The sequence below is a fragment of the Dechloromonas hankyongensis genome, assembly GCF_022012295.1.
Taxonomy (GTDB): Bacteria; Pseudomonadota; Gammaproteobacteria; order Burkholderiales; family Rhodocyclaceae; genus Azonexus; species Azonexus hankyongensis.
Genome location: NZ_JAKLTN010000002.1, coordinates 741,779 through 767,856, shown reverse-complemented (window position 1 = coordinate 767,856; position 26,078 = coordinate 741,779). Strand labels below are relative to the sequence as shown.

Annotated in this window: 19 protein-coding genes; 2 read left to right on the top strand and 17 right to left on the bottom strand. The window is 54.2% G+C overall.

The window, feature by feature from the left end; genetic code table 11:
* Window positions 1-53: 53 nt before the first annotated feature.
* Both LZ012_RS12200 and LZ012_RS12195 read right to left on the bottom strand, forming a co-directional pair.
* Window positions 54-812 carry a tetratricopeptide repeat protein gene (locus LZ012_RS12200; protein ID WP_275711091.1) on the bottom strand — a complete coding sequence of 253 codons (759 nt, stop codon included), beginning with the start codon at window positions 810-812 and terminating at the stop codon, window positions 54-56.
* 31 nt (window positions 813-843) lie between these two features.
* Window positions 844-2,619, bottom strand: a complete 1,776-nt coding sequence (locus tag LZ012_RS12195; protein ID WP_275711090.1) for an asparagine synthetase B family protein — start codon at window positions 2,617-2,619, stop codon at window positions 844-846.
* 275 nt (window positions 2,620-2,894) lie between these two features.
* Here LZ012_RS12195 and LZ012_RS12190 point away from each other — a divergent pair, with 275 nt between their 5' ends.
* Window positions 2,895-4,355, top strand: a complete 1,461-nt coding sequence (locus LZ012_RS12190; RefSeq protein ID WP_275711089.1) for a lipopolysaccharide biosynthesis protein — start codon at window positions 2,895-2,897, stop codon at window positions 4,353-4,355.
* A complete protein-coding gene (locus LZ012_RS12185) occupies window positions 4,352-5,929 on the top strand; it encodes a polysaccharide lyase (RefSeq protein ID WP_275711088.1) in 1,578 nt (525 codons plus the stop codon). Before LZ012_RS12190 ends, LZ012_RS12185 begins: the two co-directional genes overlap by 4 nt.
* A gap of 24 nt (window positions 5,930-5,953) precedes the next feature.
* Here LZ012_RS12185 and LZ012_RS12180 read toward each other — a convergent pair whose 3' ends face one another.
* From LZ012_RS12180 to wecB, 15 genes are all read right to left on the bottom strand, one after another.
* Window positions 5,954-6,961: a polysaccharide deacetylase family protein gene (locus LZ012_RS12180; protein WP_275711087.1), complete on the bottom strand. Its 1,008-nt coding sequence runs from the start codon at window positions 6,959-6,961 to the stop codon at window positions 5,954-5,956.
* A 32-nt stretch (window positions 6,962-6,993) separates the two neighbouring features.
* Window positions 6,994-7,698, bottom strand: coding sequence for a class I SAM-dependent methyltransferase (locus tag LZ012_RS12175; RefSeq protein WP_275711086.1), 705 nt, complete (start codon window positions 7,696-7,698; stop codon window positions 6,994-6,996).
* A gap of 47 nt (window positions 7,699-7,745) precedes the next feature.
* Window positions 7,746-9,041, bottom strand: coding sequence for a putative O-glycosylation ligase, exosortase A system-associated (locus LZ012_RS12170; RefSeq protein ID WP_275711085.1), 1,296 nt, complete (start codon window positions 9,039-9,041; stop codon window positions 7,746-7,748).
* A 9-nt stretch (window positions 9,042-9,050) separates the two neighbouring features.
* Entirely contained in the window at window positions 9,051-10,424 is a 1,374-nt protein-coding gene (locus tag LZ012_RS12165) for a phenylacetate--CoA ligase family protein (RefSeq protein ID WP_275711084.1), read from the bottom strand.
* Window positions 10,421-12,559, bottom strand: a complete 2,139-nt coding sequence (locus LZ012_RS12160; protein WP_275711083.1) for a glycosyltransferase — start codon at window positions 12,557-12,559, stop codon at window positions 10,421-10,423. Before LZ012_RS12160 ends, LZ012_RS12165 begins: the two co-directional genes overlap by 4 nt.
* A complete protein-coding gene (locus LZ012_RS12155; protein ID WP_275711082.1) occupies window positions 12,550-13,866 on the bottom strand; it encodes a nucleotide sugar dehydrogenase in 1,317 nt (438 codons plus the stop codon). The genes LZ012_RS12160 and LZ012_RS12155 overlap by 10 nt, the downstream gene beginning before the upstream one ends.
* 41 nt (window positions 13,867-13,907) lie before the next feature.
* Window positions 13,908-15,095, bottom strand: coding sequence for a TIGR03087 family PEP-CTERM/XrtA system glycosyltransferase (locus tag LZ012_RS12150; protein WP_275711081.1), 1,188 nt, complete (start codon window positions 15,093-15,095; stop codon window positions 13,908-13,910).
* On the bottom strand, window positions 15,092-17,017 hold the full coding sequence (gene asnB / locus LZ012_RS12145) for an asparagine synthase (glutamine-hydrolyzing) (RefSeq protein ID WP_275711080.1): 1,926 nt from the start codon (window positions 17,015-17,017) through the stop codon (window positions 15,092-15,094). The genes LZ012_RS12150 and asnB overlap by 4 nt, the downstream gene beginning before the upstream one ends.
* 12 nt (window positions 17,018-17,029) lie before the next feature.
* Window positions 17,030-18,265 (bottom strand): TIGR04063 family PEP-CTERM/XrtA system glycosyltransferase, encoded by a 1,236-nt coding sequence (locus LZ012_RS12140; protein ID WP_275711764.1) that lies wholly within the window; start codon window positions 18,263-18,265, stop codon window positions 17,030-17,032.
* A gap of 38 nt (window positions 18,266-18,303) precedes the next feature.
* Window positions 18,304-20,229 (bottom strand): XrtA/PEP-CTERM system amidotransferase, encoded by a 1,926-nt coding sequence (locus LZ012_RS12135; protein WP_275711079.1) that lies wholly within the window; start codon window positions 20,227-20,229, stop codon window positions 18,304-18,306.
* 13 nt (window positions 20,230-20,242) lie between these two features.
* Window positions 20,243-21,403 carry a TIGR03088 family PEP-CTERM/XrtA system glycosyltransferase gene (locus LZ012_RS12130; protein ID WP_275711078.1) on the bottom strand — a complete coding sequence of 387 codons (1,161 nt, stop codon included), beginning with the start codon at window positions 21,401-21,403 and terminating at the stop codon, window positions 20,243-20,245.
* Entirely contained in the window at window positions 21,400-22,914 is a 1,515-nt protein-coding gene (xrtA, locus tag LZ012_RS12125; RefSeq protein ID WP_275711077.1) for an exosortase A, read from the bottom strand. Before xrtA ends, LZ012_RS12130 begins: the two co-directional genes overlap by 4 nt.
* 114 nt (window positions 22,915-23,028) lie before the next feature.
* Window positions 23,029-24,063: a FemAB family XrtA/PEP-CTERM system-associated protein gene (locus tag LZ012_RS12120; RefSeq protein ID WP_275711076.1), complete on the bottom strand. Its 1,035-nt coding sequence runs from the start codon at window positions 24,061-24,063 to the stop codon at window positions 23,029-23,031.
* A gap of 6 nt (window positions 24,064-24,069) precedes the next feature.
* Complete coding sequence (locus tag LZ012_RS12115; protein ID WP_275711075.1) at window positions 24,070-24,918, bottom strand: XrtA system polysaccharide deacetylase; 849 nt, start codon at window positions 24,916-24,918, stop codon at window positions 24,070-24,072.
* A gap of 8 nt (window positions 24,919-24,926) precedes the next feature.
* On the bottom strand, window positions 24,927-26,078 hold the full coding sequence (wecB, locus tag LZ012_RS12110) for a non-hydrolyzing UDP-N-acetylglucosamine 2-epimerase (protein WP_275711074.1): 1,152 nt from the start codon (window positions 26,076-26,078) through the stop codon (window positions 24,927-24,929).

Here is a 26,078-nt window from a genome sequence, read left to right as displayed (position 1 = left end):
TGGCAAGCGGATTGGCGTTCGCTGGTGTCAATCAGTACGCAAAGGTCATTAGGCTATTGCTTTTCGAGGCTGGATTGCTGATCTTGTTTGGATGCCGCATCACTCTTGCTAGTAGGATTCTCTGGACTGCTGTCTCGCTTCGGAGCAGTTGTCATTTCGTCGGCATTGTCTTCAATAGCGGGTTTTTTCACTACTGGGATAATTTCAGAGGGTTTGCCGCCTAGAAGGCGGTATTGGTCAATTAATACCTTGGCATTAGGGGTCTGTTCCAAGCCGCTCTTGACCAATTGTTTTGCCTCAGTTCGTTTCCCCTTTTGAATCAGGTATTCGGCCCAGTGCGAATAGGCTGGCCAGTAGTCCGCCTTGATCTGGCGGGCGTGAGCAAAAGCCTGTTCTGCAGCAGAAGGATTTGAAATAAGGATGCTTGCCTCGCCAATCCGAGTATAAATCTCTGGGAGCAAAATGAATTCGGCATCTTTGTTATTGTTTAAAACGTATTCATATTCGTCGATTGCACTTTTGAGGAGGTGCTGTCGCTCTTCGTGGCTGATGCCTGACTTCATGGCACGGTTGCGCTTGATCAGTCCCCGGCAGTAGTGGTGCATGGCCCAAAATGTCTTCCCCATTAATGAGACCCAGTGTCCGGATCGTGGAGACGGATTGGAGGTCGCATCGCCGTAGCCGAATCCCTGTGTGTCTCTGCAATAGTTGGGCACCAGTGCCATTTCGGTATCTGTTGCGGGGAAAGCATATGCGGTTTGCACGATAAGAGTCCCCGCAGAAAATATGCACGCAAAAATAGCTTTCTTCATCGATCTGTGTCTCAGCTTGAATTTCGAGTACTCAACTAATGCGGAGGGAGTCTTGTCCTTTAATCCATTGCTCTAGCATAAGTAGTATCCATACCATTTCACCGTAGTATCCAGGATGTTCTGGTAAATGCCGCTCCAACATTGTATCGACGAATTGTTCCTGAATGATCCCGCGTCCGGCAAGGGCATGAAGGCTCTCGTGGGCGAGTTTGTGCAGTGCTGGCGTGCGGGCCATCCACGGCCCATAGGGCAAGCCGAAGCCATGTTTTTTCTTGGTCAAAATTTCATCGGGGAGGAAGCCGCGTAAGGCCTCCTTGAAAAACCACCGCAACTTCAGGCGCTTTAGTTTCCATTCCGGATCAAGTTTCATCGAAAAATCGGTGAAACAGTTTTCGAGCAACGGGTATCCGACTTCGATCCCCGCCATGGCAGTAGCCCCGCGTACCTTTGGCAAATCACTGTCAGCCAGCGTATAGCGCCAATCGTAGGCGAGCATACGGTTTATCAAGCTGTCAGCCTCGCACTGCTGCCAGGTTGATCGCATATGCCGCAAGGGCTCATCCAGTTCGACGGATCTCAGGAAGTCTGCAGAAAGTATGTTGGCCGGGTCCAGGCGCATCACCAGGTTGAAGCTCTGCAGTCTATCCGGCATCGGATTGCGCGAATGCCTGACGTATCCAACAGCTTGACGGAGGCCAGGGATCTTGCGCAACACACTCTCGTCGCCGCAGGCAGGCTCGATCAATGACCGGAGTCCGCCCGGCAAGGCGCTGTAGAGATTGAATATGCGCTGCATGGCGTAGCGCGAATTGCCACCGAAGAGCTCGTCGCCACCATCGCCTGCCAGAATTTTGGTGCAGCCGTCTTGGCGTGCCATCTTGGCGCAGTAATAGGACGGTAGGGCTGAAGAGTTGCCGAACGGCTGGTCGTGATGCTGTGCCACAGCAGGAATGCTGGCTAACAGATCGTCGGGGGTTACGTAATACTCATGGTGCTCGCAGCCGAAGTGTCTGGCGGCAAGGCGGGCGTACTCCATTTCGTCGTAGCCCTCGGCTTCAAAACCAATCGAGTAGGTCTTGGCCGGTTTGCCCTGGATCTTGCAGAGCATTCCGGCGACCGTTGAACTATCCGTCCCACCCGAAAGAAATGCTCCGACCTGATCGTGTCCCTCGATCTCCTCGGCCACCGATTTGCGGATCAACTCAAGGAAAGTTTCTTTCGCGGCAGGGAAAGCGTGCCGCGTCGTTTCCTCGAACTGTAAGGCCCAGTAGCGTTTTTCCTGTATTCCGTTTGCGTCCACGAGAAGGCTATGGGCGGCTGGCAATCGTTGTACCTGGCGGAAGATGGTCCGCGGGGCCGGAATCATGTGGAAAAACAGGAAGTCGAATATGGCCTGCGAGTCCAATTCGTTGCCGCGACCGGCAACGCAGTCCGCACGGTCGGAAAAGCTCAATCGGTTTCCGTCAAAGCTGTAGCAAAGGGTCTGCATGGCAAAGCGGTCGACTGCCAGAAAGATAGATTTTCGCGTGCGATCGACAATCGCGACTGCGAACCCGCCACGCAGATGGGCTGGGGTTTGGGGCCCATACTTCGCCCAGAGTTGCAGAACCAGATCGGCTGGAGAAAGCCCTGCCTGGGATTGTTCGATATTGCGTTCCGGGCGTGGGGAACCGATGAGGGCGCAGATGCAGGATTCACGCCTTGACACCGAACCGCCACGTAGAGAAAAGGCTTCCAGTGCAGCGGAGTCTTCGGATGCGCCGAAGAGACGGTCGAGCAAAATATCACCGGAAAGTTGATCCTTCATGATTTATTCTCTTTGTGCCGGAGTAAGTGTTGTTGTGACAGGCAAGTATTCTGGGTGGTCTTCTGCAATTAATCTGTGGTAAATCCCACGAGTGAGCTCCGGGCTAGTGCGATAAGTTGTTGGCTCCAGCGCCACTTCGTGATGCGCCTGATCAGGCATGCCAGTATGTTGAAGGTCTTCGGGTACCGGCTTGGATGTGCATTTGGCATGATAGCATAGCGCCTCGCCCACCTAGGCGCAGTGGCGCTAAGGGCAACAATAAGTAGGATGTCAGCGTGGGCTCGGTCAGGAAATCAATCTTCTATTCTTTAGGTCAGAACTATTTTTTGATGGTCCTGCAGCTGATAACCTCAATGGTTCTGGCCCGAATCCTGAAGCCAGATGAAGTGGGCATATTTTCGGTGGCTGCGGCGCTTTCTGCGCTGGCCTCGGTTGTCCGCGATTTCGGAGTTGCCGAGTATCTGATTCAGGAAACAAATCTGACGTGCGACAAGATTCGTGCGGCCCTGACCATCAATATCTCCATTTCGTGGTTGATGGCAGCGGGGATGTTTGGCGGAAGTTTCTTCGCCCAAGAGTTTTATGCCGAGGCAGGCGTCGGCAGTGTCATGCGGGTTCTGGCGTGTAATTTCCTGCTTATTCCCTTTGGGGCGGTAACCATGGCCTATTTCAGGCGGCAGATGGATTTTGCCCCTGGTTTCAAAATTTCCATCGTCGCCGGTGTGTCGTCATCACTGGCTTCCGTTGTGATGGGCTTTGCCGGACTGAGCTACATGAGCCTTGCCTACTCTTCCTTGCTGGGAGTGGTGATTACCGTGGCCATGAGCTTTGCCATGCGTCCGGCCGAACTTCCGCGCTGGCCAGGCCTCAAGGAGGTTAGGGGAGTGCTGGCGTTCGGCGGTTTTGCCAGTGGCATCTACATTTTTGGCCAACTTGGCCGCAGCGCACCCGACCTGATCATTGGACGCACCGCGAGCATGGGCGATGTCGGCTTTTTCAGTCGCGCCAATGGATTGCTGGAAATGTTCGCACGAACTGTCATGTCAGCTGTACATGGTGTTGCCTTGCCGTTCTTCTCGGCCACGCGCCGTGAAGGAGGGAATGTCAGCGAGGGGCTGTTGAAAACGGTCCTGATGACAACCTCTATCGGTTGGCCGTTCTATGCCATTTGTGCATGCCTTGCATTGCCCGCCATTCGCGTACTTTACGGCGATCAATGGGATGCTGCCGTACCGTTGATGCGCGTCCTTTGTGTGGCCATGGCGGTGGATCTCGTCATGCTTATGTCAACGGAGGTTTTGCTGGCCCTGTCGCAAGTGAAGAAAAGTAGCTTGTTGCAGGTCAGCATGCAGGTTCTCCGTATTCTGATCATGCTGGGGGCGGCACCTTTCGGACTGACGGCTATTTGCTACGGCATCGTGGTTGCCAGTCTGCTGAATGTGGGGCTGGCATTTCACTTCCTTTCCAGTTCAATACCTCTTCACTGGCGCGATGTCGCAAAAGCGCTGTTTCCGGCTTGTGGGATCACGGCGACAGCTGCCGTAGGGGCGCTGGTCGGCCTGGCGCTTGGCGAAGCAGTCTCAAACTGGCAGATCATCCATTTGGGCACTGGCGGCGGTATGGCATTGCTGGCGACATTGGCGTGCATGTGGTTAACCGATCACCCATATTCATATGAGTTGAGACTTCTGTTGGCCCGGCTCCCGTTTGGGCCTTGGAAGAAGGAGGCTGAATGAGCAATTCAGCATCAGCAATATCTGGTCTGGGTTGTGAGTTCCTGCATAAACCTATGACATTTGCGGCTCGGATTGGCCATTTGATTGGAGGATTGCTGATTTGCCTTGCAGCCGAATTGTCTGTGGCGGCGGGAGGCGGGGCATCGAATGAGCCTGCAGACCGTCTGCGCTTGTATGAAGGCGAAGGTGGCGCCACATGCTCGCATTTTCTGGCAGATATTCTTCCGTGGCAGCGCTCTTTGGGCGACTGGCTGGATGCCAACGGGAAAATGTATGGCGACGAGGCATTCGATGTTGCGTCGGTCACGGCGATCGGTGCAGTCTGGGAAGTAACAAACTTAGTTCGTAAATGGGCTGCCAAAAATCAGGCGCGGGGCGCGTTTTTCCTGAGAGCCGTAGGGGGCACTGGCTATGCAGTGTTTAACAGTCGTGAAAATCGCACCCCGACAAATTGGCCGATATTGGTGCTGGAATATGCGGATGGAACGCGGGAGAACAGGAAGCCAATTGCCGACACCCACCTCAACTGTTCGACCTACCGCGCCATTGGGCGGATTGATCCGCTAGTAATCAGTGGACAGGAAAATGCTCTGCTCGAATTCGAATTACCGCAATATTTAGAAGGGCGCAAGCTGGCACGCGCCCGCTTATTGATGACCAATGCCAAGGGGCAGCCCAGCACGCTGCGTATCGGTGTGTTTAATACAGTGCTTCCTGCATTTCCTGCCAACGCACCGCGCCAAGGTATTGCCGCAGCTTTTGAGAATGATCGCGGTATTGAGAAGCATCCGGATGTCGTGTTTGCATCTGGTTTTGATGAGGGCTTAATGTGGAAATCAAAATGGGCCAATGCAAGTGGCGAAATAGATATCGTCAGAGACTCACCCAGTCTGCGCTTTGTTCCGCTTTCGGGGCCCGCACTGCGTATCAATCTCAAGAAGGGCAGCAACTATGGATCGGATGTAAGGTTCAAAACCAATGTTCTCGGTAAGGAGCCAGACGACTTGTATTTTCGTTACTACCTCCGTTTTGCGGATGACTGGAATCCCACACTCGACGGAGGGAAGATGCCGGGTATGGCTGGCACCTACAATACCGCCGGTTGGGGAGGACGCCGTTCTGATGGCACTAACGGTTGGTCTATGCGTGGCGGTTTTTTACGAATTTTTGAAGGGGATCACCCCATGCGTGGCCTGACTCAGCTCGGCACCTATGCATATCATGCAGGAATGGGTAGTCAATATGGAGAGTATTGGCCATGGCCAAGTGCATTGTTGGCGAAAAATCGTTGGTACTGCATTGAGCAGCGAGTGAAACTTAATTCACCAAACGCTTCTGATGGTGTTTTACAGATTTGGCTGGATGGGCGCTTGATAATGGAAAGAGCCAACCTCCGTTATCGGAGCATTGATCGTCTGCATATCGAGGATGTCTGGATTAACATATATCATGGAGGAATTGATCCTTCGCCGCATGATCAACACCTTTTTGTGGATAACGTTGTGGTGGCTAGGAAGTACATTGGGCCAATGATATTAGGCCCAGAAAGTAATTCTTCTCTAGAGAAACACTGATTTATTATTTCTGTTTTGTGAGTCTCAGTTGGTGGGGTAAGATAATAGCGGTGATGCCACATCGAAGCGTGCTTGCAATTGGTTCATTAATAGTCGCGCAGACCATACGGGTAGAAATGTTCCCCAAGGAGTGTGGCGTGGCAGTTGAAACAGATCAGCCCCCGTTTTAGCGGCACCTTTTGCGGTTGTCACGGCACATTGAAACCCCATTTTCTCAATTAGTCGAGCATGCTCGACGGTGTAATCATGATTAGGTTTGCCATTGGGATAAGCAAAAACTCGAATTGACGAACCAATTATTCCTTCTAGTCTATCCCGGTCCCCTGCGATTTCATTTTCAGCGTCTTTTAAGTTTAATTTTGAGAGAATAGGATGGTTTGTTGTGTGCCCTCCTATTTCTATTCCATTGCGATGCATTTTGGAAACCTGATCTGAACTCATCATTAAGTTTGTTGGCAGTATGTTATTCCCTGTCAAGTATTCCAGATGGCCCAAAGCATCTTCGCGTTCTGAAAGATTATGGTATTTAATTTTTCCTAGTATCAGGCTAATTGTTTTGCTACGCGCTTCCGTGCTGATTAAACTACATACACCGAGGCCTAGCTTACTAAGATCAATTTCATCAAATTCGGTATGTCGGATACATTCAATGACGGTGTCGTTCCACATACGGCCCCCATTGAGAAAGCCTGATGATACAAAATAGGTCGCCGGGATATCGTATTTGTTAAGTATTGGAAAAGCTACTTCCGCGTTATCTGCATAACCATCATCGAATGTAATGACAAGTGTTCGGGGGGGGAGATTGTTTTGACTGAGCCTCTTTGCAGCTTCACCCAACGTGATAACGTTGAAAGTTCTAGCAACGAATGACATGAGTACGTCGAAGCGCGCTTTGTCGAACTCTCCTGGAAAAAGCGGATCCGGCTGAGATAAAACACGGTGGAATATTAAAATGGACAGTCGAGAGGATGTCAGTATTGTGGATCCTGAAAATGCTGCACGTGTTAAAAGAGATGTAAGGGTGGTCATTTTTTGTATGGCTGAAGAAGTGTGTTTTCGTTTTATTTTTGCAATGTGACTAGTATCCACCCTCGGAGAAAGCGCAAAAAATTGAACCGGCTAGTTACTCGTTCAAAGCACATTCCCACGAAAAAGAACGCCCCATTAAACATCAAGTAATTGGGGTATTGATTTAGATATTCGAACTTTCTTACTGTTAATCCAGTTTGTTGTGCAAGGCGTTCCACATCATTTCTGGTATTCGTGCGGTATGCTGTAGGAAATGTATCTTCCTCTGCTCTGCCTTCTGTATGCTTTACAATGCTTGCGTGATACCGATTTGGTATCAGCTTTGCAACTAGGGTTCCGTAGTCCCACATATTCGCCGTGAGGAAAATAACCAGACCGCCCGGTCGAAGAACCCTAGCAAATTCACGGTATACACTCTCCGGATTGACTAGGTGCTCAAACACACTTCGTGACATGATGATGTCGACGCTGCCGTCAGCCAGGGGAATTTGGGATAAATCAGCGTTGTAAGTTTCGATCCCTTCGGGAACATCGGTAAAATCAACCAATTCAACGCCAATTAAGCGTGAGGCTTTTCCTGCATATTTCCGAAGAACAGGGAGCGTTCTTCCACATCCTGCATCTAGAAGAGTTGATTTTTGATTAACGAGCGTTGCAATACGCTCTTCGAATATTCTGTATGGATGAGGTGAGTTCCGGTAGTACTTTTCAAGCAACCGTTCAGCGAGAACTGTCATGATTAGGCACCTTCCGTGTGTGATGATTTCTTAGGGGTTAGATTAATTTATTCATTTTCCCGCGTTAGAGCAGTTGTTTTATCGACATCCTCCTTCAGCGTAGCGTCAACTAGAACGACGAAAGCAACAATGTAGTAGGGGAGGTCGAAATGTACCAACGATAGGAATGCCCCTCCTGCGGCAAATCCAGCAAGACTGGCTTGAGTCATTCTCATAAGCAGGGGAATCCATTCTGCATAATCAGGGTGTCGTTGGGCCTTGGCAGCCAGTTTTCCTGCCTTACGCCACGCTAGGATACCGATCAACACATATAGGATTAAACCGGGAAAACCATGTTCCCCTAGTGCTTGGAAATAGATGCTATGGGCGACGTAAACCGTACCTTGGAAGTCGAATTTTTCCATGTCAAATGGTGCGTAGGTTGCGAAGATGATTGGAATGTCTGTATTGAACCCTGCGCCGACAAGCGGGCGATCAATCGCCAAATTCCAGATGGTTTTCCAGGTGTAAACCCTTGACATCGCAGAGGCATCGAGATCATACGACTCGATAGTGTTCATTCGGCTGTTCCAGGAGTCTGGCATGAAGGCGATGGCCGTAATCAGTAATCCACCTATGATCGACGTGGTTATGATCGGCCGTTTTCCCTTGATTGCAACAAAAAAAGCCATGCAGACAAGGGCAAGCAATGCACCTCGTGACTGGGTTCCCAGAATACCAAGGAAGGTTGCCGCAATGAGAAATAGCATTCCGTTTCGGATGTAGCGGCGTGTCGAAGTCTGGAAGAGGTAGTACATGAATGGGACGAGCATGACCAGCGCAACGCCGAGTTCGTTATTACCCGAAATAACACCACCTGGTGGCCCCCAAACTCGCCCTCCACCGCCTGTTTGCAGTGTGAATAGTCCGCCTTTGAGTCCGTAAAAACCAATTGACAGCGTGATCACCCAGATTAATTGCTCAATCTGTTGCCTGCCACGGAGCAGCATCAGGGTCAGCATCAGGAAGAGGTGAATTTTCATTACATATTCCCAGCGCGCCCAAATAGCTTCAGGGGTGTCGACGGCGAAGAATGAAGTCATGGTCATCCAACCGAGGAAAGACAGATAAATAACGGTAATCGTTGAGAGTGGAAAGGGCTTTTTTTCCTTGGAGAATAGGAAACCGATGAGTGTAGCGATGCCTACGACTTGGGAAAACGGAAGGGTTCGGGCGAAGCCATAGGCCAGGCGGTGGGGAATCATCATCGCCAGCCAGGCCCAGGAGTAGGCACCAATTCTGGGGTTTTTCAGGATGAAGGGGATTAGCCCGCAGATGATCGCCGTTATGAATATGTCACGCATGGTCTTCGCTTAACTTTGAGATGCTTGCGCGGCGGCGCTTTTGACGTGGCTGACCACATACCGGTACTTGCCGGATTTTTCGCGGGGGATTTCAGTAACGTGGGTGAGGGTAACGCGTACGTTCTGCCCCAGCCGCGCCTTGTAGTCCCGAATAAGGCGCTCTTCAGAATCCGGGCCGAATGGCGGCTGAGTGACGAGCAATACCTCGGTGTGCTCCAGGCTGTGCTGAACGATCTTGAACTGTTGCATACCGGGTAGATCGCGGGCTGTGTAGATGAGCGAGAGGCCATGCATGACCGTCCCGTTCGCAGCGACGATGAAATCAGTGGTTCGTCCCTGGATTTCCTTGAGCAGGGGGAGGGTACGTCCGCATTTGCAGGTGTCGTCGGAGAGTACGCCGATATCCCCTGTCCGATAACGAATGAAAGGAAATTCGTGGCTGGCCGTATGGGTGACCACGATCTCCCCAGATTGGCCGTGGGGAAGCGGATTCCCTTCGCTGTCCACAATTTCGACAATGATGTCCTCGGCCTGCAAGTGCATTCCACCTTGCGGGCATTCATGAGCGAGAAAGCCGGCATCCCGCGCACCGTAGCCATTGGCCACTGGGCATCCGAATATTTTCTGAATTGTCGCGCGCTGTTCGTCGTAGAGACGCTCGCTGGTGACGAAAGCGGCCTTGATGCCGATGTTGTCTAGCCTGACACCATTGGTTTCGGCATGCTTGGCGATCATCGAAAGCGAGGAGGGATAGCCGAATAACATGGCTGGACGACGGCTTCGTATCGTCTCGACAAAACGGTCGAGATTGGTTTTCGACATTTCGAAGGCAGGCAACAATTCGGTCCGCAACAATTTGTCTCGAGCCATCCGTACCCGGTCTTGTGCGCCCAGTTCGATCGGGCTGCCCCAGACGACAATTTCAGGATCTCCGATGTCAACGCCCCACCAGCGCGTCACACGCCACTTGGCGCCGACGTCGTGGCTCTTGCGGTCTTTGCCGATGTAGAAAATCAACGGTTCGCCGGAAGAGCCGCCAGTGTTGTAGCGCGATAGGTTTTGTGCGTTCTCTGCTTTCAATGCGTCGCCGGCGGCGCGCATCATCGCCTTGTCAGTCAGCGGGAGTGCGTGAAGGTCATCCACGGATGACAGCGTTTCCGGTTTGAAGCCGATGCGGGCAAAGAGATCGCGGTAATAGGGAACGTGTTTGTCGACACGTGCCAGGAAATCCCGTAGACGGGAGATACGCCATGTCTCCAACTCGGTTCGTGGTTGCCACTGCTGTTCTTCGAGCCGCTGCCGTACTGCCACCGAGTCATGGTGCTTGAACTGCTCGTGGAGAGGGAAGATGATCCGTGAACAGAGTTGGGTATAGAGGCTCATGCCATTTCCTTGGCGGCAGACAGCTGGCGGGTGAGTAACTGCCGATAGAGTCCGGTCCAGCATTCCCGGACGACGGGCCAGGCATAGGTTTCGGCCTCGTGAAGCCCATTGGCGATAAGGGTTTCGGCAAGGGCCGGGGTGTCCAGCAGGAGCAGGATGGCATTGGCCATCGCATCGGGGTTCCTTGCCGGGACCAGAAGTGCCGTTTTTTCATGCTCGGCAATATAGGGGATGCCACCGACATCGGTCGTAACCACTGGGACGCCGCTCGCGTAGGCTTCCAGGATGGAGATCGGCATGTTGTCGACGGTGCTGGGATTTATCGCAATATCGGCATTGGCGTAAAGCTCGGGTATCCGGTCATTATCGATACGGCCCGCGAAATGGATGCGATCGCGGATGCCCAGATCGGTTGCCAGCCGTTCGCAGGCGTTGCGCTCCGGCCCAGTGCCGGCCAGGGTCATGCGAGCTTCTGGGAAGCGTTTGCAAACGCTAGAAAAAGCGCGAATGGCCATCGGGATGTCGTAGATTTCCTCGAAATTTCGGGCGACGATGAGGTGAGGTGCATTGTTTTCAATGCCGGGCTTGCGCCGCTTGAAGCGAGTCAGATCGATGATGTTGGAGATGATGGTGGCGGAGATGCCGTACTTGGCGAAAACGTCGCGTAGGAAACCCGACGGGGTGACGACAGCGGAAACTCCACGCAGCATGCGTAGAACGTAGCCCGGCGCGCTGGCCAAAAAGGGATCGGCATTGCCGCCCCGATAATTGACGATGACCGGAATGCCGCGGAGATGGGCCATCGCAACGGCGGGGGCGGCGAAGAGGTGCCAGGCCCAGCCGGAATTGGCGAATATGTGAAACAGCTGATTTCTCGTACTCGCGCGCCAGAGAGCCAAGAGATAAGGAATCAGGCGAAAGAAGGCACGCAGGACCGGGACGCCGCCGACCCAGGAGGGTTGGTATGCGGCATTGGTTTGTACCAGTTCGACAATCAAGCCTTCATCACGAAGCAGCCGGACGAGTTGTCGGCATTGATTCGCCATGCCGCCGGAGGGGGGCGGGAGTGGGCCGACGATGGCAATGCGAAGTGCGCTGCTGTCATCCGACGCGGATTCCGCTTTCTCAGCGCTCGCCTTGCGCCAGGCAATGCCTAGCGCAAGCGCTACTAGCAGTAGCATGGCGAATGTAGGCAAGGCGACGATGAGTTGCTTGTGCAGACGCTCAAGCGCGGCGATTTTGTCGGCGCTCTCCGGGGTTGCAATGATGCGCAGAGTCGGCTGTACGCCAGCAACGATGGCCATGAGCTGGCCCAGGTGCCGGGACAGCTTATCCGTCGATTTGACCCAGGGATTTTGATCGGTGCCGACAACGTCGCTGCCCCACTGGAGATACCACTCGTTGGCACCGCGTCGATAATAGTCCGTAGCTTTTTCCGGTATTTCAAAGCCAGGACGTATGCCCGGGGCGAGCAGACGCAATACGGCAGGCGAGCGTTCGCCACGAAGTGCAGCCCTGAATTCCAGTGCTGAAAGCGGGTTCCCGCTTTGTGCATCGACGTAGAGATAGTTGTTGTAAACGTCAATGGCGAGCCATCGTCTGGAGTGCTCATCCCAGACTTCATTGAAAATATGGCCATGGCCACCGTAACCATCGAACGAAAAACTCCATTGCCGCACGGGAATCCCTGCAGCTTGGGCCATGGCCGAGAACAGGCGGGCATAGTCGCCACAGTAGCCTTCGCCTTCGGTGACGACCTTGCGGTAGGTTTGTTCCAGACCGGCCATGACCGGTCCTTTGTCTTTGATGTAGCCCTGCAGGTGACGGGCAACGACTTGGCTGCGTGTCCAGTTGTCGGAGACTTGCGAGAAATCGAGTTGGCTTACTGCCTCGGCCAGGGCAGGCGGAAGCTGCTTTCCCTGAAACAGGAAGCTGGGCGGTGCGTTGCCGGGAGCCCACCTTAGGTCGGCTGCCTCGATGGTGCCCCCATAGGTGAGGGCGTTGCGCAGACGTACTGCTTCTGTACTCGGTATCGCTTGTGCGATGAGCCATAGGCCCAGCACGAGCAACACGGAAAGGTCGAGCGCCAGCAGGCGCCCGAGCCATTTCCGGCGACCGGCTGCTGTTACCAGCAAAGCCCCTCCACGCGACCTTTAAGGGCATCCTTGTTAGGCAGTCCAACTAGGTCGAGGACGTAGTGCTTATCCGTGACATGCTGTTCCAGCGCGGCAAAAATTTTCTTGGTCGCCAAGCCAACGACCAGGACATCGCATTCAGCGGCGACTTCGGCAAGGTCGGGGCGCATCAGTTCGCCGATGTGCGGAACATGCTGTTCGATGAAGCGACGATTGGCACCGAGTAGCCGCGATAGGTGAACTTCGGGATCGTAGACGCGCAACTGAACGCCCTTGCCGATCAATTGCTCGGCTAGTGTTACCAGCGGGGACTCACGCAGGTCATCGGTTCCAGTCTTGAAGGACAGACCGACGAAACCTACCTTGCGTGAACCCGTGTTCAGGACTTTCTGGATGGCGTGTTCGACGTGAATCTTGTTCGATGCCAGGATACCGGCGTGCATCGGCAGTTCGATATCACCCTGCTTGGCCAGGTAGACCGTAGCGCGTAAATCCTTGGGCAGGCAGGAGCCACCGAAGGCGTAACCCGGCTTGAGGTATACCGGCGAGATGTTGAGCTGCTTGTCACGACAGACCAAATCCATGACCTCGAAGGGATTGACCCCGAGCGCCTCGCACAGGCGGGCAGTTTCGTTGGCGAAGGTGATCTTCAGCGCATGGAAGTTGTTGCAGCAATATTTGACCATTTCGGCCGAGCGTACGCTGGTCTGGTAGAACTCGCAGGGCAGGTGGCCGAACAGGGCGCGCAGGCGCTCGGCCGGATACTCGTGGTTGCAGCCGACGACGGTGAAGGGGGGCTTGTCGTAGTCGCGGATCGAACTGCCTTCGCGCAGGAATTCTGGCTGGAAGCAGCAGTGGAAATCGACGCCTTCCTTCTTGCCGGAAACGTCCTCGATGATCGGGCGGATGACGTCCTCCACGGTGCCCGGCACCAGCGTGGAACGGAAGACGAAGATATGCGGCGAGGATTTCTGGCGCATGGCTTCGCCGGCCTGCTGGGCGAGACGCAGCATGGCGCTCTGGTCCTGGCTACCGTTGTTGGCCGATGGAGTGCCGACGCAAACCAAAGAAATGTCGGTATTGGCGATGGCGTAGGCGGAATTTTGGGTTACCTTGACGAGGCCGGAGGCAGCCACACGCTGGACCAGATCAACCATGCCTTCTTCGACGACCGGGGTCTTGCCGCTGCTGATGAGATCGAGCTTGGTCTGGTCGACATCGACACCAATGACTTCGTGACCGTCGCGAGCGAGACAGGCCAGGGAGACCGCCCCGACATAACCCAGACCGAAGATACTGATTTTCATCGTGATACCTCTATAAGTGAATTGATATTGTAGTTCGCTGTTCAGTGGGCAAGCAGGCGGCCGACGATACCGTCGAGGCGGCGCATGGAAGCTTCCCAATCATGATTACTCAGCATCCTCTCGCGGCCGGCGCTGGAAAAGCGAGCCCGGGTGCCGGCATCCTGCATAAATCGCAGGCAGGCATCGGCATACTCGGCCGGGTTGCTGCCGACGAGGAAATGCTCGCCGTGTTCTGCATCGACGCCCCCGGCACCGGCTGGGCCGGTAACGACGGGAACGCCCATGGCCATTGCTTCGAGAATCTTGTTCTGGGTGCCGCGGGCGATGTTCAGCGGGGCCACCATAGCGGCCGAGCGCAGGATGTATGGCCTGACGTCGGGCACTGAGCCGGTCACGGTGACGCCGGGCAGTTCGCCCAGTTTGCGGACTGCCGGGCTAGGATCGGCGCCGACGATAAGCAGCTTGGCGCTCGGACGCCTAGCCTGGATCAACGGCAGGGTGTTGCGACAGAAGTCGAACATGCACTCCTGGTTGGGGTAGTAATCCATCCGTCCGATGAAGGATAACGTGTCGGTATCGTATCCGTCGCCATCCGGCTTGAAGAAGTTGGCATCGACGCCGTTCGGGAACCAGTCGGTGTTACGGGCTGCCCCGTAAGACTCCAGGGTTTCCCATTCGGCGCGGGTTGTTGCCGTACACAGGTCGAACTTCCCGGCCAGGCGCTTCTCGGCCATTTCCATCTTGGTGCCTTCGAGGCGGTAGCCAAGAGACAGCGGAAATGGCTTGTAGTTGGCGTATTCCAGCCATTTTTGCGAATCCATGTCGCCGAAATCGAGAATTTTCGGAATACCCTGGACGTCCTCGACGTACTGGGCAACCGAGGAGCAATGGACGAAGATCAGGTCGTACTTTTCCTTTGCCAGCAGCGCATTGATCCGTTGCTTGAGCGATGGCGAATAGAAGAATCCCATTGACGACGGGGTCAGCAGCGGCAGGCGGGCAACCATGCGGATGACCTGGATCGGATTCTTCACCGATGCCATTTCGTAGCGGTGGCAGTGCGCGGCGATGCCATCGCCTTCGATCGCCTCGCTCGCCGAGCGGGAGAGCGAACACACCGTCACCTGATGCCCCTGGGCGGAAAAATGGCGAATCATGTTGAACGGACGAATCTTCCCGCCACGCTTGGGCGGAAAGGGGAAACGATGGCAAACGTAGAGGATTTTCATGCAAGCATTCCCTGCAACTCGACAGTGACGTCGTCGTGGCTGCGATGATCGAGATAGATTCTTGCCCAGACTTCGAAGTTGATCAGGGCGATCAAGGCATCGGTATAGTCCTGGCGATTGGCGCGGTGGTCGGCGATCAGCCGGCTGACCACCAGCGGATCGAACAGGCCGCGACGACCGATCGATTCCGGCGACAGGATGCGGTCGAGCACGCGCCCCAGTTCGCCCTTCAGCCAGGCGCCCATCGGCGTCCCGAAGCCGCGCTTCTTGCGATGGAGGATGTCGGGCGGCAGATGGCCGGCCAAGGCCTTCTTCATCGCCGCCTTGAGCACGCCGCCCTTGATCTTCACGCTTTCCGGCATGGTGGCGGCCATTTCCAGCAACTCGTGGTCGAGCAGCGGGACGCGGCATTCGAGCGAAACCGTCATACTCATCTTGTCGGTCAGCATCAACAGGTCATCCGGCAGTTGTGAAGCCATGTCGACTGCCAGCATGTGATTGCAGGGGTCGTCCTGATGGCTGCCCGCGAAGGCGTCGAGCAGCGGGTCCCACGAGGATGATTGAATGCCGGGCATCAACTGAGAGGCCAGCGAGCGATCCATGATCTGCAGGTAGGCACGGTAGCGGTCCTCGAAGGAGAGTTCAGCCGTGGCCAGGAAACCCTTTGCCAGACGTGCAATATTGAGCCACTTGGAGTGGCGGTCGGCCGGCAAAATGCGGCCGATCTGTTTGGCAGCCCCTTGCAGCAAGCGGGGAAGCCGAGAAAAGCGTTCGGCGTAGTGGTTGCCAAGGTAGCGACGGTAGCCGCCGAACAATTCATCGCCGCCGACACCGGAGAGAATGACAGTGACGTCTTTGCGGGCGAATTCGCTGACCAGGTAGGTGGTAATGAAGGCGGTGTCGGCGATCGGCTCGTCCATGTGCCATAACAGGCGCGGCAAAAGGGCAACTACATCGGGTTTGACGACAATTTCGTGGTGTTCGCTGCCGAACAATTCGGCGACCCGCTTGGCGTAGGGTAATTCATTATAGAAATTGTCAGCGGCTGAGCCGCCAAAACCGATGGCATAGGTCTTGACCGGCTGGCTGGTGGCTGTAGCCATGCACGCCACCACGGCTGATGAGTCGATACCGCCGGAAAGAAATGCGCCGATGGGTACGTCAGACACCATCTGCATGCGGACCGAGCGCTCGATACCCGTAGCGATGCGCTCCAACCATTCGTTTTCCGATACGCCGGTTTCGACCTTTTCCGGAAGAGACCAGTAGCGTCCGATATGGGCCGTGCCATCCTCGATGCGCATCATGCTGGCGACGGGCAGTTTGCTGATGCCGGCAAACATCGACCTCGGTGCGGAGACGTAGCCGAGATTCAGGTAGCTGGCCAACGCTACGCGGTCGACCTCGGCTGTCACGCCGGGCAGTTCGAGCAAGGCCTTGGCTTCGGTCGCGAAAGCAAGGCGCTGTCCATCCTGGCGCCAGTAGAGCGGTTTGACGCCGATGCGGTCGCGACCGATCAGCAGCCGGCGCCGCTTGGCATCCCACAGGGCAAAGTTGTACATGCCGTTGAGACGCAGGGGGAACTCATCACCCCAGGCCTCGTAGGCATGTAGGAGGACCTCGCAGTCGGAACCGGTGCGGAAGCGGTGCCCGGCTGTGATGAGTTCCTCGCGCAATTCACGGAAATTGTAGATTTCACCGTTGCAAACTAGCCACAGGCTCTCATCCTCGTTGGTGAGCGGCTGGTGGCCGCCGGCCAGGTCGATGATCGATAGGCGGCGCATGCCAATGACGCAGTTGCCGTCGGCATGCCATCCGTGATCGTCTGGCCCGCGATGCCGGGTGATATTACCCATGCGCTCCATCAGCGCCGGGTCGGCTGCCGTTCCGTCAAGGTGAATGATGCCGTAGATGCCGCACATGATTTTTCGGGATCAGTCCTGGATGACGAGGTCGAGCGTGGCAAGTCGGGCTGGCGACAATACACGACTGTAGACCGTGCGGTAGTTTTCTGCGCTGCGCGCCCAAGTGCGCTCGCTTTCGACGAAACGCCGGCCCGCCCGACGGATGCTTTCCCATTGATCCCGGTTGCCCAGCATGCGGTCGATGGCCGAGGCCAAGGCAACTGCGTTTCCAGCTTGGAAGAGGATGCCGGTTTCGCCGTCGCGAACGAGTTCCCTGTGCCCACCGACATCGGAGGCGATCAGTAACTTGCCTTGGGCCATGGCTTCCAGTGGTTTCAAGGGGGTTACCAGATCGGTCAGTCGCATGGATTTGCGTGGATAGCACAACAAGTCGATCTGTCCGTAGTAGCGTTGAACGTCAGCATGTGGAACCCGCCCGGTAAAAACGACCCGATCACCTAGCGCGAGTCGTTGGGCTTGTTCCTTGAGTGCTTTTTCCTGCGGTCCACCGCCAACCAGAAGTACTTTTAGATCGGGGTAACGCGGGAGCAGTTGCTTGGCTGCATCAAGCAGCAGGTCGAGGCCTTCGTAGCCATAAAACGATCCGGCAAAACCGAGGACGGTGCAGTTTTCAAGTCCCAGTCGCAGGCGTAGTTCTGGTTCTGCTGCTGGGGCGTAGGCGAACGATTCGACGTTCACCGCATTCGGGATGACCGTCACTTTTTCGGAAGGGATGCCTCCCCGTGAAAGAATGTCCTCGCGTAACCCGGCGCAAATGGTGGTAATGCCATCGGCCTTGCGTAGCGCCCAGCTTTCCAGGGCACGGGAAAGGCGATAGCGCAGACTTCCTTCCACCGTAGTGCCGTGGTCGACGGCCGCATCTTCCCAGGATGCACGCATTTCATAAACGACGGGAATTCCTCGCTTGCGCCCGGCAGTGATGGCCGGTATCGCGTTGAGGACAGGGGAGTGCGGGTGAATGATGTCGGGGCTGTAGCGCTCGATCAACCGTTCTATGCTTGTCCGTGTAGCGGACATCTGACGGAAATAGCCGCGGACTCCACTCATCTCGGGGGTCGGTTGGGTGCGGTGGAATAGCCAGCCGTCGACTTCTTCTTCCTGCATTTCGGTGTTGCCTTGTTTCGGCGTTGTTAGGTGTAGCGTTTCCCAACCAAGCTTGCGTTGTTCAGTGAGAAGGGCGAGCGAGCGGAATGCATAACCGCTGTGCAACGGGATCGAGTGGTCCAACACATGCAAGACGCGCAGTGGGCGTCCATTTCCAACCGATTTGGCCGAAATATTCATTAATGGGCAACCTTCGGCGATTCAGGGGTAGGGGTGTGCAGAACGTTCCGTAGAAAGGCTTCGAACATCAGAAGGGTCCATATCGGGCTGGAATAATCCCGCGCACCGCTGTCGTGCGCGGAGATGAGATGTTCGAGGTAGTCCCGATTAAACATGCCGGTATCGGCCAGCGTGCTGCCCAGCAAGGCTTCCCGGACCCGGTTCTTGAGGGGGCCGCGGAACCAGCGTGCCAACGGTACTGCAAAACCCATCTTCGGCCGATACAGGACGTCATCCGGTAATCGGGGTTCCATGGCTTTCTTGAGCAGATATTTGCCCTCCTGGCCGCGAATCTTAATCGAGGAGGGAAGGCTGGCCAGCCATTCGACGAGGGTATGATCCATCAGCGGTTCGCGTACTTCCAGTGAGTGGGCCATGCTGGCACGGTCCACCTTGGTATTAATGTCGCCAACCAGATAGGTCTTGAGGTCAAGGTACTGGATCAGTGCCAGCGGATCGTCCGTTCCACTGCGCGCAGCGTGGTATTTGAATACCTCCATAGCGTCGTAGCCGCCCAACGAATCCTTGAACGATGCGCTATATAGTTGCTTGCGCATCGGCGCCCGGAGAATGGATACCGAATGGAAATAACCTTCGACGGATGTATGCGCCATTCCTTCAAACGTTGTCTTGGCCCGGAAAAAACGTGGAGCCCAATCGGCTTTTGGGTAGATCTTTCCCAGGGTGCCGAATATCGGACGACGCAATTTAAGCGGGAGTGCCGAACGCATTCGCTCTTCCATCATGTGCAGCCGATAGCGACGATAGCCGCCAAAGCTCTCGTCGCCGCCATCGCCGGAAAGCGCAACAGTGACGTGCTTGCGCGCCAATTGACAGACCCGGTAGGTCGGAATGGCCGAACTGTCGGCGTAGGGTTCGTCGTAAAGCCGGGCGAGGGTATCGATTAGATCGAAATCGTCACTCTCGACCATGTCGAGGTGGTGATTGGTGTGGTAGCGGTTGGCTACCATTTTGGCGAACTCCGATTCGTTGAATGCGGGATCGGAAAAGCCGATTGAACAGGTATTGACCGGCGCTTCGGTTAGGCCGGCCATCATCGCAACCACGGCGCTCGAATCGACTCCGCCCGAGAGAAAGGCGCCGAGCGGGACTTCGGAAATCATGCGTAGACGGATCGACTCCTCCAGGCGAAGCCTTAATTCCTCACTGGCATCAGTCTCGTTAGTACGGTTGTCGAGGGTGAAACGGACATCCCAATATTCGCGCGGGGCGGCCATAGGCTGTCCACGGCGTAGCAACAGGGAGTGTGCGGGAGAAAGCTTCTTCGCTTGCTTGAATATCGAGCGAGGTTCGGCGACATAGCCGAGGGCGAAATATTCTTCTACCGCACAAGGATCGATGTCGCGCTTTAATCCCCCATGCGCCAGCAGAGATTTTAGTTCTGAACCGAAGAGGAATGTTCCATCGTCCAACAGTGCATAGAACAGCGGTTTGACACCCAAGCGATCACGAGCGAGAAACAGGGTTTCCCGGTTGCGGTCCCAGAGCGCAAAGGCAAACATGCCGCGAAAGCGTTCTACACATTGTTCGCCCCACGCTTCCCAGGCATGGACGATGACTTCGGTATCGCTGCGGGTATGGAAGATGTGTCCGAGAGCCTGCAGCTCGGGAATTAATTCCTGATAGTTATAAATTTCGCCGTTGAATACAACGCAGACACTCTGATCTTCGTTATAAAGAGGTTGTTGACCGGTTGTCAGGTCGATGATGGAGAGACGACGGTGCCCAAGACCAACGCCGGGTTCAATATGAAGTCCGCCCTCATCGGGGCCGCGGTGAAATTGGGATTCATTCATCCGGTGAAGGACGACACGATCAACAGTGCGTTGGCCGCGAGTATCGAATATTCCGGTGATTCCACACATTGGGTATTGTTCTCTATCGACTGGCCAGTTGGCGAGTCCGTTGGAAAAGTAGGCGGTCGTAAATCTGTTGGTAATTTCTGACCATGGCAGAAAGGCTGTAGTGCTTTTCGACCATGCTCCGCGCATTATCTCCCATGATTTCAGCATTTTCGGAAGCGTTTGCCGTTTCGACGATTGCTTTGGCGAGTGCGGCAGGATCAGCAGGGGGAACGAGATGGCCGGTCTGGTCTTCGATGACCAATTCCTTATTGCCACCAACGGCGGTTGCGATTACTGGCAAGCCGCTTGCCATGGCTTCCAGAATGGTATTTGACACGCCTTCGCCCAGCGATGGTAGTACAAAACAATTGAGTCCCCGCATGATGTCGGGAATGTCTGTTCGCTCCCCAGGAAGCCAGGCGCAATCGCTCAGACCTGCTGCGTCCAGTATGCTGAATGCGCGCTGTCTCAAAGGACCATCGCCAACCATGATGAGGCGCAGGCGCGAACGTAGCGAGGGGGCTTGTTCCATTGCCATGACAAAGGCCTTTGCCAAGGTGGTCTGGTCCTTGATTGTCTGCATTCGGCCTGCAGTGCCAATGATCCAGAATTCAGGATGGTTGAACGGGCTTCCGACAATGTCCCGGCGATTAGGGGAGGGGTGGAAACGAGAGGCGTCTACGCCGTTGTAGATCTGAGTCACACGTTTTGCCGCTATACCAACTGGATAGGTCAGATAGTGCTCCAGGTCTTTGGATAGGGCTATGTAATGCTTCACGAACGGGCTGTAAATGCGCCGAATCCACTGGTATTTTTTGTTGGTCCCGTGCATGTCTTCGACATCGCGGCCATGCTCACCATGGACGCACACAGGAACTCCAGCCACCCATGCCGGAAGAGTTGCTTCCAGCGCTCCCAAATTACGAGTGTGGACAATGGCCGGTCGGATCTTCCTGAACAAGCGGAAAAGCGCTGGATATATCTGAAAGGCGTGACCGGGGGGTTTGTTCAGAGCAAAAAAATCGACGTCGTCGCGTACGATGCGCTTTCGGAAATCCGTAATTTCAGTCAATGCGATAACCGTATGGCGATAAGCGTCTTTCGGCATGCAATTGATCAAGTTTACGACACCATTTTCCAAGCCTCCGGTATCGAAGCGAAAGACCACATGAGCGATCAGAGGGCGGTCACTCATTTTCCCGCAATCTCGTCCAGGGCACGGTGAATCTGGGGAATTGCATCCCGTGCAAAGATTGGCAGGCTTTGTGACGACTCCGATTTTGGTGCATACAGGACTATGGCGGCGCCATCATCACCGCGTCCGGATAATATCGACAGGGCGGTAAGCAATTTTGCCTTGATATCGCTGGCAGTTATTTGTCCATTGATTCGATACCAACGCCAGGCGACGTAACGTTCAACGTTTCCGGTACTCCGGTTGAGTAGTTCAGCAGTTCTTACTTCCTGATTTACGTTGTCAAATTCGACGTTTGTTTTGCCTGCCGTAACGTTTTGCCAGTCTGGGTCGTCGGACATTACTAAAACGTTGGTCGAAGCGACCAGTTTGTGTCCGTAATTCTGGTTTCGATAGTAGGCAACATAGACCCCAACGGTTTGGTCGCCTTTATTAAAAGCAGCTTGATATTCACTAGATGGATTGACAAAACGTGGCTTCCAGCCAGTGGGTGATTGACTCAATAGCCATCCTCCAGCCTCTGCTGGGCTGGTGATAGTCAGATCTGTATTGTTACTTGAGCGGCGTAGAGCATTTTCGGCAACAGGTCCGCCAATAATGGTTATTGCCAAGACAATCACCACAAGCCAAAGGTGCCGGTATTCAAAGGTAGCTTTTGATGGGAGGGCGCTGTCTGATGTGTAGATGGGCAGAGGTTCCGACCAGCGCATTCCGATTGCAAACATGATTGCAATTACCACACCAAAGAAAATCCAACCATAAATCAGATGGTCGACACCAACTGCCAGCTTATTCCCCGACAGATGTCCAAGCATTACGATCAGATATGCGCGCAGCCAGTTTGCAATCAGTGGGACGAGGAACGAAATCAGGACAAACGTTAACCGACGTCGTAGAGATGTGTAAGTAAGGTAAGCGTAGAGCGTACCGACGGTTACTGAAGCGATCATGTAGCGAATGCCGCTGCAGGCCTCTACGACAGACCAGTGACCACTGGGAATAACAAAACTCTGCCCCTCCCGGTAGACAGGTATGTTGCTGAGGCGGAGAGCTGATACAGTGAAATCCGCAGTCCACTCCATCAAATTGGGCAACAAAAAGTCACCTATTGGAACGGCAAAAAATAGAAATCCCAGTGGAAATGCCAGTTCTTTGCTAATAGCTGAGCCCAATATAGCCAAGGCAGAAAAGACAACAATGGCAATCAGCGAAAACTGTGTCAGCGCGTTGATTGCCGTAAGCTCACCAATTAGCCAAATGAACGTAAAAGCTGCAACGATCAAAACCGGCCAAAACGCAGGAGCCGGGGCCATACGGGAAAAGAGGGCGCGTTTTTGCCAAATTAGCCATGCACTGATGATGGGGACGACGAACCCGTGGGTATATGTTTGGGACCTCCACCATGTCCCCGTCATTTCACTGAACGTGTCCCAATAAAAATAGCCGATCAGTCCTAGAGCGCCGAGAAGGATTGGTGCTATGGCTTTCCAATTGTTGTTGGCAGGTGACATGCTCAGTTTCTTAACGGTAGGAGGCTAAGGCTTTCCAGTTCCCCGGGTAGGCGGAAATGCCACTGTTTTTTGAAAGTCCGTGCTGGCTCAACCTGAGCCGATGCAAGTCGTAACCTAGCCCAGATTTCTGACAATCAGTGGGCCAAGCGAGTTGGCAATTCCGATCGGTAGCCGACGCCAAGCCTCGATAAACAGCTTGTATTTCGCATTTGACGGATTGTTCTGGGGAATGCTGGCACGTTTGTACAAGCAGTATTCGTAATGAAGAGGTTCTGGTTCAAACCCCCAGTTCTTCTTGAATGAATATGGCCCGGTTCCCTTCTTGCTGCGTCCGTAATCAAATACTTTTAGGCCGCGCTCGCAGCTTTGGCGCATCAATTCCCAGTATTTGAAATCGTTGGCAGCAAACTGTCGGGCAGCCTCATCATCTCCTGCATAGTAAGGGAGTACTTCGTCACGGAAATAAAACGACAGCACACTGCTCAACGGCAAACCATCTGGAGTTGTGACGGTCAGCACTTCGCAATCCTTGCCAAAAATCTCGAGTAAGGTATCGAAATAGCGCTTTGGCAATGCGGGGGTACCATGGCGGTGAACATTGTCGGCAAAAAGCTTGAAAAAACGATCAGTGTTGTTGTCGACAGTGCTTTTCAGTCCATTATTGATACCTTTTCGAACCATGGCGCGTTGCTTGCGCGGAATAGCCTGCATGTTTGAATCAACGTTAGGCAATATCTCTTTCCGAAAGGTGACGTACAAGTCCTGGGTTGGCCAATCGGTGTGCCTTGGCGCGATATTGCGAAATTCCAGATGGTCGACGTTCAATCTGCGAGCTAGTAGCTGTGCCTCTTGTTCCAGGATGGCGATTGCTTCGGGCTGCGCAGATGCTACGCCGCCATAGACAGCAAATGGCAATGAAACCAATGAATTACCAAACAGGTAGCTGTTGACATGGGCAAGCGGCAATATGCCGACTATGTCGCCATTGTTTTCAGCGTAGAGAAAATAAGTTGGGTGGCGGAAAACGCTGCGAATGATGGTTTGCCATTCAGCTCGATGAAAAAAGCTTGCATCAGCCGAGGAGTAAACGAATTCGTTCCATCGAGCGATGGATTCCTCGGCATCGGGGTCCAATAGTTTGACTTGCATATTCCCTTAGTCCCGCCGCAGAAAAAGTTGGTCCATCCGACCCCATTTGAAGTCGGCCAGAAGGCGGCGCAAGCGATATTCCATCCGATGAATGTTTACATAGTGACGGAAGCGGGTTTTTATGCCGATTCCGGGAATTTTGGGCTGATCGACATCGATTTCCCAAGGATGAAAATAGAATACAGCAGACATCTGATCGACGCGATTTATGTGGCTGATCATCCAGTGTGAAAGGCTGTAGGGCATCAAGCGGAAATAGCCACCGCCACTTGCCGGCCAATTTCGATTCAGAAAACGTAGGGTGGTCGCCGGTATTTCTGTCAGGCCGCCAATTGTGTGTGCTTGGCGCGGCGCGTTGGGCATTCCGTAGTGATCATGATGGATCGGATAGATGCTCGAACTGTATCGGTAACCTGCTTTTTCGAGGCATTCGAACGCCCAGAGATTTCTCTCCCCGATGGAAAAGCTGGGTGCGCGGTAGCCTTTGACCTCTTGCCCTGACAGGTCTTCAAGAATCAGTTTGGCGACATTGATGTCGGCATAGAAACTTTCTGGCGTCTGGTCGCTCGCGCGCTCATGACCATAACCATGACTAGCCAACTCGTGGCCATTGTCGACAATGTGCCTGACAACATCAGGGTAGCGCTCTGCAATCCAGCCTAGCGTGAAGAAAGTTGCTTTGGTTTCATGGTCATCAAGCATCCTGAGGATGACGTCGATATTGCGTTCAACCCGGCATTCGCGAATTGTCCATTCAGTACGGGGAATGTGTGGAGCGAATGCCGAGACTTGAAAATAATCTTCAACATCGATTGTCAGCGCATTGCAGGGAGCTGTGGTTTCCTTCATGGCCATTGGCGCAATTACCGGCTATGTTGACGCTCTGCAAGCCAGGCGAACAGATCTGAAGCAATGCGCTTGGCAGCTTGCCCATCCCAGAGTTCAGGAACCAAGCCGGATTTCCCGTTACCGGCGAGTATCTTTCTTGCTTCGCTGAGGATCAGTACGGTATTGCGCCCGACCATGGTGTTGGTGCCTTGTTCGACGGTAATCGGCCGTTCAGTATTTTCTCGCATGGTCAGGCAGGGAACGCCCAATGCAGTTGTTTCTTCCTGCAAGCCGCCGGAGTCTGTCAGAACGATGCGTGCCCGGGAGAGTAGTCCGAGCATCTCAAGATATCCTTGCGGTGGCAGGATGAGCATCCGGTTGTTATCAATCAGGTGGCCAAGGCCGAAACGATCGATATTGCTCTTGGTTCTTGGATGCAGGGCAAAGATTAGCGGTAGATCGGAGGATATTTCTCGCAGAACGGTCAACAGACTTTCGAGAGTCTCAGGATGGTCTACGTTCGATGGGCGATGCATCGTAACGACGCCATAGCCGCTTTTCTCCGAAATTATTGCTGAATCGACACCTGCAGCTGCCAACGTATCAGCAGGCGACCGCGCATACTGTCGATTGGCCAATAAAGAATCAATCATCACATTGCCGCAGAAGCGGATGCGTTCTTCGCTAATGCCTTCACGTTGCAGATTGGAGGTAGCGCGACGTTCAGTCGTATAGAGAAGGTCTGCTACCTGATCTGTCAATACTCGATTGATTTCCTCTGGCATTGCGCGATCGTAACTGCGTAAGCCCGCTTCCACATGAACGACAGGGATTCCTTTTTTGACTCCGACAAGGGTACATGCCAAAGTGGAGTTAACGTCCCCGACAACCAGAACACACGAGGGTTTTCTATCATCCAGCACGGGTTCGAAGCGTTTCATGACTTCCGCTGTTTGCACGGCATGCGATCCGGATCCGACACCGAGGTTGATATCCGGCTGAGGGAGCCGAAGATCCTCGAACAAACGGTCATTCATTTCGCGGTCGTAGTGCTGACCGGTGTGCACCAGAATAGCCGGAATCGCTGGTTGATGCTCTGCCAGCGCGCGCAGGATTGGAGCCATTTTCATGAAATTGGGGCGTGCTCCAACCACACAAATTACCGGCCCGAGTTCAATTGGCCACAT